The 5,822-nt window shown below is 71.3% G+C and carries 7 protein-coding genes and 1 pseudogene; 4 read left to right on the top strand and 4 right to left on the bottom strand.

The window, feature by feature from the left end:
• From OEY_RS0106790 to OEY_RS31130, 4 genes and pseudogenes are all read left to right on the top strand, one after another.
• Positions 1–496 (top strand): aldose epimerase family protein (locus tag OEY_RS0106790; protein WP_010593140.1); only part of this gene is annotated, 496 nt, incomplete at its 5' end.
• A gap of 299 nt (positions 497–795) precedes the next feature.
• Positions 796–2,094 carry a citrate synthase gene (locus OEY_RS0106785; protein WP_010593139.1) on the top strand — a complete coding sequence of 433 codons (1,299 nt, stop codon included), beginning with the start codon at positions 796–798 and terminating at the stop codon, positions 2,092–2,094.
• Between the two features lie 26 nt (positions 2,095–2,120).
• Positions 2,121–2,471, top strand: a pseudogene (locus OEY_RS31135) (FKBP-type peptidyl-prolyl cis-trans isomerase); the annotation flags it as partial.
• Positions 2,472–2,492: 21 nt separating this feature from the next.
• Positions 2,493–2,846 (top strand): FKBP-type peptidyl-prolyl cis-trans isomerase, encoded by a 354-nt coding sequence (locus tag OEY_RS31130; protein ID WP_371851027.1) that lies wholly within the window; start codon positions 2,493–2,495, stop codon positions 2,844–2,846.
• A gap of 73 nt (positions 2,847–2,919) precedes the next feature.
• On the opposite strand, the gene OEY_RS0106775 is transcribed toward OEY_RS31130, so the two are convergent.
• From OEY_RS0106775 to OEY_RS0106760, 4 genes are all read right to left on the bottom strand, one after another.
• Positions 2,920–3,207, bottom strand: a complete 288-nt coding sequence (locus tag OEY_RS0106775) for a hypothetical protein (RefSeq protein WP_010593137.1) — start codon at positions 3,205–3,207, stop codon at positions 2,920–2,922.
• 88 nt (positions 3,208–3,295) lie between these two features.
• Positions 3,296–4,618 carry a sensor histidine kinase gene (locus OEY_RS0106770; RefSeq protein ID WP_010593136.1) on the bottom strand — a complete coding sequence of 441 codons (1,323 nt, stop codon included), beginning with the start codon at positions 4,616–4,618 and terminating at the stop codon, positions 3,296–3,298.
• Positions 4,615–5,310: a response regulator transcription factor gene (locus tag OEY_RS0106765; RefSeq protein WP_010593135.1), complete on the bottom strand. Its 696-nt coding sequence runs from the start codon at positions 5,308–5,310 to the stop codon at positions 4,615–4,617. Before OEY_RS0106765 ends, OEY_RS0106770 begins: the two co-directional genes overlap by 4 nt.
• Positions 5,307–5,822: TetR/AcrR family transcriptional regulator (locus OEY_RS0106760; RefSeq protein WP_010593134.1), on the bottom strand; the 516-nt coding region annotated here is incomplete at its 5' end. The genes OEY_RS0106760 and OEY_RS0106765, both read right to left, overlap by 4 nt.

The raw sequence follows: 5,822 nt of genomic DNA, 5'->3' as shown, positions 1-5,822 counted from the left end.
CTACCCCTCGCCGTTCGGGCTCGGCGTGCATCCGTACGTCCGGGCAGGCGCCGCGCCGCTCGACGAGTGCACGCTCCGCCTGGCCGCCGGCACCCGGCTGCCGCTCGATCCCGGGCGCGGACTGCCGAACGCGTACTCGCAGCCGGTCGAGGGCACCGAGTTCGACTTCACCTCGCCGCGGCCGCTGCGCGGAGTCGAGCTCGACCTTCCGTACAGCGCGCTGGACGTGGACGTGGACGGCCGGTCCCGGCACGACCTGCGGGGCCCGGACGGGCGGGGGGTGCGGTTGTGGGCCGGGCGCGAGTTCGGCTGGCTGCAGGTGTTCACCGCCGGCGCCGTCCCCGAACTCGAGTATCCGGGACGGGGGCGGGCGCTGGCGCTCGAACCGATGACGTGCCCGCCGGACGCCTTCAACCTCGGCATCGATCTCGTCGTGCTGCAACCCGGGCAGACGTGGACGGGTCGGTGGGGCCTGACCGCCCTGCCGTCCGCATGACGGGATCCTGCACCGCCGTCCGCAGGACGGGATCCTGCACCGCCGGTGCGCCGCTGCCCGGACACGCGGACGGGTGCTCACCGCGCCGGCGGCGGGAACGTGATATGCAATATCGACGCAGGTGAGCGCCGTGCCGGAGGGGGCATTCGGACGCTCCGGCGTGCGCGCGGCGCGGCGCCGCGCCGGCCCGATCGGGGACCTTCGACGGACCCTCCCTGGGCACATGGCCTGCGCAAGGGCTAGGTTCTACGTGAATGTTCGGAAGAATCGCGTTGATCTGAGCTTGAGAGGGATCCTTCGTGCCCGCTGAGAATGACACCCGACCCACCCTCAGCTACCCCGGTGGCGAGCACACAATGTCTATCGCCAAGGCGACGGAAGGCAACGACGGCATCGAGCTGGGCAAGCTCCTTGCAGAGACCGGGTACACCACCCTTGACCCCGGTTTCGTCAACACCGCCTCCACCACGTCGGCCATCACCTTCATCGACGGGGAGAAAGGCATCCTGCGCTACCGCGGATACCCCATCGAGCAGCTGGCGGAGAAGTCCACCTTCATCGAGGTCAGCTACCTGCTGATCTACGGCGAGCTGCCCACCGCGGAGCAGCTCGAGGTCTTCACCGACAAGATCCGCCGGCACACGCTGCTGCACGAGGATCTCAAGCGCTTCTTCGACGGCTTCCCGCGCAACGCGCACCCGATGCCCGTCGTCTCCAGCGCCGTCAACGCGCTCTCGGCGTACTACCAGGATGCGCTCGATCCCGACGACCCGGAGCAGGTGGAGCTGTCCACCATCCGGCTGATGGCCAAGCTGCCGACCATCGCGGCCTACGCCTACAAGAAGTCGGTCGGCCAGCCGTTCCTGTACCCGGACAACTCGCTGAACCTGGTCGAGAACTTCCTGCGCATGACCTTCGGTTTCCCGGCCGAGCCGTACCAGGTCGATCCCGAGATCGCCCAGGCCCTCGACATGCTGCTGATCCTGCACGCCGACCACGAGCAGAACTGCTCGACCTCCACGGTGCGCCTCGTCGGTTCGTCCGACGCCAACCTGTTCACCTCGATCTCCGGCGGCATCAACGCGCTGTGGGGCCCGCTGCACGGCGGCGCCAACCAGGCCGTGCTCGAGATGCTCGACGCGATCAAGACCGGCGGCGGCGACGTCAAGGAGTTCGTCCGCAAGGTCAAGAACAAGGAAGACGGCGTCAAGCTCATGGGCTTCGGACACCGCGTCTACCGGAACTACGACCCGCGCGCGGCGATCGTGAAGAAGACCGCCGACAGCCTGCTCGCCAAGCTGGGTGGCGACGACGATCTGCTGCAGATCGCGCAGGCCCTCGAGGAGGCCGCGCTCACCGACGACTACTTCATCGAGCGCAAGCTGTACCCGAACGTCGACTTCTACACCGGCCTGATCTACCGGGCGATGGGCTTCCCCACCCGGATGTTCACGGTGCTGTTCGCGCTCGGCCGCCTCCCGGGCTGGATCGCGCACTGGCGCGAGATGCACTCCGACCCGACCCTCAAGATCGGCCGCCCGCGGCAGATCTACACCGGTTACACCGAGCGCGACTACAGCAGCATCGACGCGCGCTGACCCGTCCCCTACCGGAAGACCGATACATGAGTAGCAAGCCCGAGATCGAATTCCAGGAAGGCCCCGCCCCGACCGGTCTGGTCGTCAAGGACCTCACCGTCGGCGACGGCGCCGAGGCGACGCCCGGGGCCAAGGTCGAGGTCCACTATGTCGGCGTCGAGTTCGACTCCGGCGAGGAGTTCGACTCGTCGTGGAGCCGGGGCGAGTCCATCACCTTCCCGCTCAGCGGCCTGATCGCCGGCTGGCAGGAGGGCATCCCCGGCATGCGGGTCGGTGGCCGCCGTCAGCTGACGATCCCGCCGGAGATGGCGTACGGCCCGGCCGGTTCGGGGCACCGCCTCGCCGGCAAGACCCTGGTGTTCGTCATCGACCTGCTCGGCGTGGAGGCCAAGCCCGAGGTGCCGGAGATCGAACCGGCCACCGGGCCGGCTCCCGCCGAACTCGTGATCGAGGACATCACCGTCGGTGACGGCACCGAGGCGCAGCCCGGTGCGGTCGTCGACGTGCACTACCACGGCGTCGAGTACGACACGAACGACGTGTTCGACTCGTCGTTCGCCCGCGGCGAGTCCGTCAAGTTCCCGCTCGGCCGCCTCATTCCCGGCTGGCAGGAGGGCATCCCCGGCATGAAGGTCGGCGGTCGCCGCAAGCTGACGGTGCCCCCGCAGCTCGCCTACGGTCCGGCCGGGTCCGGGCACCCGCTCGGCGGCAAGACCCTCGTCTTCGTCATCGACCTCCTCGGCACCGAGTAGGTCTGCGCACGGCCGGAGCCCCGCACCGCTTTTCGCGCTGCGGGGCTCCGTCGCATCCGGGGGTCCCGGTGGGTCAGTGCCGGACGAAGGGAGTGGGGGCGATGTCGCCGCTGTCGAGGAAGTGCCACTGATCGTCGCTGCGGCAGATCCGCCCGTCGAACCGGGACCCGGGGCTGCGGAACTCGGTGCGCAGGAATTTGCCGTTCCGGTCGAAATGCGTGATCGCGCAACCACGGTCGCGACGGTCGTGGCGATCGTGGTCGTCGTGGTGGTCCGAGGACGCGGCCGCCGTCCCGGCGCCGCCGAAGACGGGCAGGGCGATCAGCGCGGCGGTGACGATCAGCTTGCGGCTCTTCGACATTCGGATCTCCTGGGATCGGTGGAGGGGATGCATACGATCCTGCGCCCGCCCCGTCCCGTGTCGTAGGGACCCGAGGGGTGGAATACGGTCACCCCGCGGCGAACCGCACCGTCAGCCGCGCCCCGCCGAGCGGGCTCTCCTCCAGCCGCGCCGTACCGCCGTGCAACGCCGCCTGCTGCGCCACGAGCGCCAGGCCCAGCCCCGAACCGCCCCGGGCGGCGCCGCTGCCCCGGCGGAACCGTTCGAACACCGCGCCGCGCTCCCCGGCCGGCACCCCGCGGCCGTCGTCGTCGACGGTGAGCACGGTGTCGGTGCCGTCGGCGGTGACCGCCAGCCGGATCCGGCGGGCGCGGCCGTGCCGTACCGAGTTGGCCACGGCATTGTCGACGACGAGCCGCAGCCCGCTCGGCAGCGCCCGGATCTCGCGCCCCGTCTCGCCGACCACCTCGATCTGCACGCCGGGATGCCGGCTCGTCGCGTCGGCGGCCGCGGCGTCGCAGATCTCCACCGGGTCGGTGGGCACGAAGTCCCGCGAGGTGGACAGATCACCGCGGGCGAGCCGCTCGAGGTCGTCGAGCGTGGATTCGACACGGCTCTGCATCCGGGTGAGGTCGCCGAGGATCTCGGTGCGTTCCTCGGCGCTCAGGACGTCACCGGCCGGGTCCAGGGTGGAGAGGACCTCGAGGTCGGTGCGCATCGCGGTCAGCGGGGTCCGCAGCTCGTGAGCGGCGGCGGCCGCGAAGTCCCGCGCCGTGGCGAGAGCGGCGTCGGTGGCGGCCTGGGCGCGGGCGACGTCGCTGAGCATGTCGCCGGCTGCGGCAGCGAGTTCGTCGGCCTCGCGGATGCCGGAGCGCCGCGGCTCGAGGGTGGGTGCGCGGGCCACGATCCGGCGGGTGAGGTCGACCAGGGGTCGCACGGCGCGGCCCCCGAAGATCCAGCCGAGGGCCGTCGCGACCGCGACGGCGATCGCACCGGCGACGGCGAGCTGCCGGTGCTGCTCGGTCGTGATGTCCTGCGCCTCGGCATAGGGCACCGCGACGGACAGGAGCGAGGGCAGCCGGTCGGTCGGCGCGGTGTACGTCCGGTAGGCGGTGCCGCCGAGATCGACGGTGTGGGCGCCGGGGGAGAGGGCGGGTAGTTCGGTCGGGGTGCTGCTGAGCAGCCCTCCGGATTCGGTGCGGATGGTGACGGCGAAGGCTCCGGCGTCACCCAGCGCGGGCAGGAACAGGCCGGCGGTCCCGGCATTGGCGACCAGTACCTGCGTGGCCGTCTCGAGGCGGCGGTCGAGCTGCGCGAGGTTGTTCCGGGTGATGGCCAGGGCGACGAGCACACCCAGCACCGCGACGACGAGCGTGGTGCCGAGCGCGGTGGCCGCGGCGACCCGCGCCCGCAGCGAGAAGCGGTGCGTCACGCCGCATCCCGCAGCACGAAGCCCACCCCGCGCACGGTGTGCAGCAGCCGCGGCCGCCCCCCGGCCTCGAGTTTGCGGCGCAGGTACCCGACGAACACGTCGACGACGTTGGTGTCCGCGTCGAAGTCGTAGCCCCACACGAGGGCCAGCAGCCGGTCGCGGCTCAGGACGATGCCCGCGTTGCGGGCGAGCACCTCGAGCAGTTCGAACTCGCGCTTGGTCAGCTCCACCTCGGTGCCGTCGATGCGCGCCCGGCGGCCCGCGGTGTCGAGCTCGAGCCCGCCGGCCCGGACGACGGAGCCGGCGCCGGGGGTGCCGGGCGCGCTGCGCCGCAGCATCGCCCGGATCCGTGCCACGAGCTCGGCGAGCACGAACGGCTTCGTCAGGTAGTCGTCGGCGCCGGACTCGAGTCCCGCGATGCGGTCGCCGACGGTGCTGCGGGCGCTGAGCACACAGATCGGGATGTCGTTGCCGTTCGAGCGCAGAGCGGTGACCACCCCCGTGCCGTCGAGGACCGGCATGTTCATGTCGAGCACCATCGCGTCCGGCCGCCGGCGCGCGACGACCTCGAGCGCCTGTGTCCCGGTCGCGGCGGTGAGCACGTCGAATCCGGACAGGCGCAGCCCCCGCTGCAGGGAGGACAGGACGTCCTCGTCGTCGTCGACGACGAGGACGGTGGCTGGTGCGGTCACCCCTGCATTGTGCCCGCGCCGAGCATGCCGAGGACGAGCTCGACGTAGTTCCCGGCCAGGGCGTCGACGTCGATGCGGCCGGGCTGGTACCAGCGGGCGACGTCGATGCCGAGCGACAGGATCGCCAGGGCGGTGGTCGGCACGTCCCGGACGGCGAAGGCCCCGGCCGCGATGCCGTGCTCGATCTCGGCGCGGATCACAGCATCGGTGTCGCGGCGGATCGCGGCGATCGTCCGGTAGTGCTCCGGGGTGAGGGCGTGCAGTTCGTACTGCGACACCCGGCAGACGGTGTGGTGCACCGCGTGGGTGCGGACGAAGCCGTCCACGATCGCCCGCATCCGGCCGGCCGGGTCGGTGGCGGAGGCGGCGGCGGCGACGACGGCGTCGAGGACGTGCTGATGCCCGATGCGGCTGACCTCGAACAGCACCTCCTCCTTGGACTTGAAGTGCACGTACAGCGCGGCCGGGCTCAGGCCGGCGCCGACGGAGATGTCACGGGTGGTGGTGGCGTG

The sequence above is a fragment of the Rhodococcus sp. P14 genome, from assembly GCF_000256505.1.
In the GTDB taxonomy this organism is placed as follows: Bacteria; Actinomycetota; Actinomycetes; order Mycobacteriales; family Mycobacteriaceae; genus Rhodococcus; species Rhodococcus ruber.
The sequence above is the reverse complement of the archived record's forward strand: the minus strand, read 5'-3'. Positions and strand labels throughout refer to the sequence as shown.